Annotated in this window: 3 protein-coding genes; all 3 read left to right on the top strand. The window is 74.3% G+C overall.

Annotated elements, in window-relative coordinates; genetic code table 11:
• The first annotated feature begins 342 nt into the window (after positions 1–342).
• Positions 343–1,557 (top strand): pyruvate dehydrogenase (acetyl-transferring) E1 component subunit alpha, encoded by a 1,215-nt coding sequence (pdhA, locus tag GTW08_RS13795; protein WP_208623003.1) that lies wholly within the window; start codon positions 343–345, stop codon positions 1,555–1,557.
• A 15-nt stretch (positions 1,558–1,572) separates the two neighbouring features.
• Positions 1,573–2,538, top strand: coding sequence for an alpha-ketoacid dehydrogenase subunit beta (locus tag GTW08_RS13790; protein WP_100880748.1), 966 nt, complete (start codon positions 1,573–1,575; stop codon positions 2,536–2,538).
• Positions 2,539–2,548: 10 nt separating this feature from the next.
• Positions 2,549–3,096: biotin/lipoyl-containing protein (locus tag GTW08_RS13785; RefSeq protein WP_346009903.1), on the top strand; the 548-nt coding region annotated here is incomplete at its 3' end.

Below are 3,096 nucleotides of genomic sequence, written 5' to 3'. Positions count from 1 at the left end.
CGCCGCCGGGAACCCGCCGTACCCGGCGGGGGGTGCGGACGCGCCGACGCAGCGCACCCCACAGCAGCCCCCGGCGTTCCCGCCGCCGGACCCGGAGCGCCCGCACGGCGCCTGACCGGCTCCCGCGACGGTCCCGGCCGGGTGCCGGGACCGTCGTCTGTGGACGTCCGACGGTCCGTCGTCCACCCGTCGACCTGCGGGGCACCGGTTCTCCTCGGGGCCGGTGACGTGCCAGGATCGGCGGTGACGCGCCTGCGCGTCCCGGGGCCCGCACCACCCGCACGGGCCCGGAGCCGACGCTCCCGGGCGTGACCCCGCCCGGTGCGACCGAGGAGGTCTGCCGTGGACGAACCCCAGGCGTGGATACCGACCGACCCGCGGTCGCGGCCCAGCCACGACCAGGTCGTCGCCGGGCTGAAGGGCGTCGACGAGGGCGGACCGGAGCTCGTCCAGCTGCTCACCCCCGAGGGCGAGCGGGTGCCCGACGAGCGCTTCGACCGCTACGCCGCCGACATCACCGCCGAGGACCTGCGGTCGCTCTACCGGGACCTCGTCCTGGTCCGGCGGGCCGACCGCGAGGGCAACTCCCTGCAGCGCCAGGGCGAACTCGGCCTCTGGGTGCCGCTGCTCGGCCAGGAGGCCGCGCAGGTCGGCTCCGGCCGCGCGCTCGCACCCGAGGACATGTGCTTCCCCAGCTACCGCGAGCACGGCGTCGCCTGGTGCCGTGGGGTCGACCCGACCGAGCTGCTCGGCATCTTCCGCGGCACCGACCACGGCAGCTGGGACCCGGTCGCGACCCGGTTCCACCCGTACACGATCGTCATCGGCAACCAGTGCCTCAACGCCGCCGGCTACGCGATGGGCCAGCGCTTCGAGTCGAAGGTCGGCGGCAGCGCCGCCGGTGTCGGCACCGCCGACGGTGACACCGGAGAGGCCACCATCTGCTACTTCGGCGACGGCGCCACCAGCCAGGGCGACGTCCACGAGGGCTTCGTCTGGGCCGCCGCCTACGACGCGCCGCTGGTTTTCTTCTGCCAGAACAACCAGTGGGCGATCTCGGTGCCGGCCGAGCGCCAGACCCGGGTGCCGCTCTACCAGCGCGCCCGCGGCTACGGCTTCCCCGGCGTCCGGGTGGACGGCAACGACGTCCTCGCCTGCCTCGCCGTCACCCGCTGGGCGCTCGACGAGTGCCGCACCGGCAACGGCCCGGTGCTGATCGAGGCGTTCACCTACCGGATGGACTCCCACACCACCTCCGACGACGCGACCCGCTACCGGCTCGCCGACGAGGTCGAACTGTGGAAGCTCAAGGACCCGATCGAGCGGGTGCGGGTGCACCTGGCCCGGCGGCACGGCGTCGGTGCCGACTTCTTCGACGCCGTCGAGGCCGAGGCGGACGCGCTGGGCGAGCGGATGCGGGCGTTCTGCCGGGCGATGCCCCAGCCGGGTCCGGAGCGGATGTTCTCCCAGGTCTACGCCGAGGCGTCGCCGACGGTGGAGCGCCAGCGCGAGGAGTTCCTGGCCTACCACGCGTCGTTCGCGGACCAGGAGGGCTGAGCTGTGCCGACCACGATGGCGAAGGCGCTCAACGACGGCCTGCGTGCCGCGATGGAGCGCGACCCCAAGGTGCTGGTCATGGGTGAGGACGTCGGCCGGCTCGGCGGTGTCTTCCGCATCACCGACGGGCTGCAGAAGGACTTCGGCGAGCAGCGCGTGCTCGACACCCCGCTGTCGGAGTCCGGGATCATCGGCGCCGCGATCGGGCTCGCGGTGCGCGGGTTCCGGCCGGTCTGCGAGATCCAGTTCGACGGGTTCGTCTTCCCCGGCTACGACCAGATCGTGTCCCAGCTGGCGAAGCTGCGGTACCGGACGCAGGGCCGGGTGCCGGTGCCGGTCGTCGTCCGGATCCCCTACGGCGGCGGGATCGGTGCCGTCGAGCACCACTCCGAGTCGCCCGAGTCGCTGTTCGCGCACGTCGCGGGCCTGAAGGTGGTCACCTGCTCGACCCCGTCGGACGCGCACTGGATGATCCAGCAGGCCATCCTCTCCGACGACCCGGTGATCTTCTTCGAGCCGAAGCGCCGGTACTGGGAGAAGGGCGGGCTCGACGGCGCCGACCTGGCGTCGGCGTACCCGCTGCACGCGTCGCGGGTGGTGCGGACGGGCTCGGCGCTGACCGTCGCCACCTACGGGCCGATGGTGAAGACCTGCCTCGACGCGGCCGCCGCGGCCGCCGAGGAGGGCCGCGAACTCGAGGTGGTCGACCTGCGGTCGCTGTCCCCGCTCGACCTCGGCCCGGTCGCGGACTCGGTGCGCCGCACCGGACGGCTGGTCGTGGTGTCCGAGGCGCCCGCGGAGTCGTCGGTGACCTCCGAGGTCGCCGCCCGGATCCAGCAGGAGTGCTTCTTCTCGCTGGAGGCGCCGGTGCTCCGCGTGACCGGTTTCGACACGCCCTACCCGCCGTCGCGGCTGGAGGACGAGTACCTGCCGGACCTGGACCGGGTGCTCGACGCCGTCGATCGTTGCCTGGCCTGGTGAGGAGGAGCACATGCGTGAGCACTTCACGCTGCCCGACGTCGGCGAGGGGCTGACCGAGGCCGAGATCATCACCTGGCGGGTGGCGCCCGGGGACACGGTCGCGGTGAACGACGTGATCGTGGAGATCGAGACGGCGAAGGCGGCCGTGGAGCTGCCCTCGCCGTGGGCCGGGACGGTCGGGGAGCTGCTGGCCGAACCGGGCGCGACCGTCGCTGTGGGGACGCCGATCATCGCGATCGACACCGGTGGGACCGCGCCCGACGCCGGCGCCGACACCGGCGCGAAGATCGGTGAGGCGGGCAGGGACGGACGGATCGCGACGCTCGTCGGGTACGGGCCGCGGCAGGGCTCCGCCCGGCGACGGCCCCGGCGCGAGCCTACCGCCTCCGCTGCGCCGGCCGGGTCCGTCGCTGCGGGGGACCCCGTCGCCGGGGGCCCGGACGCCTCGGGGCCGGGTGCGGCCCCCGTCCCGTCGCCCCAGCAGTCGCTCGGGTCGCCCGAGCAGGCCGCTCCCGGGACGTCCACCGGAGCCGACCCGGGAGCCGGGGGCTCCGACGG

The organism is Pseudonocardia sp. SID8383, from assembly GCF_009864975.1.
Lineage (GTDB): Bacteria > Actinomycetota > Actinomycetes > Mycobacteriales > Pseudonocardiaceae > Pseudonocardia > Pseudonocardia alni.
This window is presented reverse-complemented; position numbering and strand designations above follow the sequence as displayed.

Coding starts and splice junctions, on each gene's coding strand:
- GTW08_RS13790 (WP_100880748.1), top strand. CDS start 1,573: ATGGCGAAGGCGCTCAACGACGGCCTGCGTGCCGCGATGGAGCGCGAC.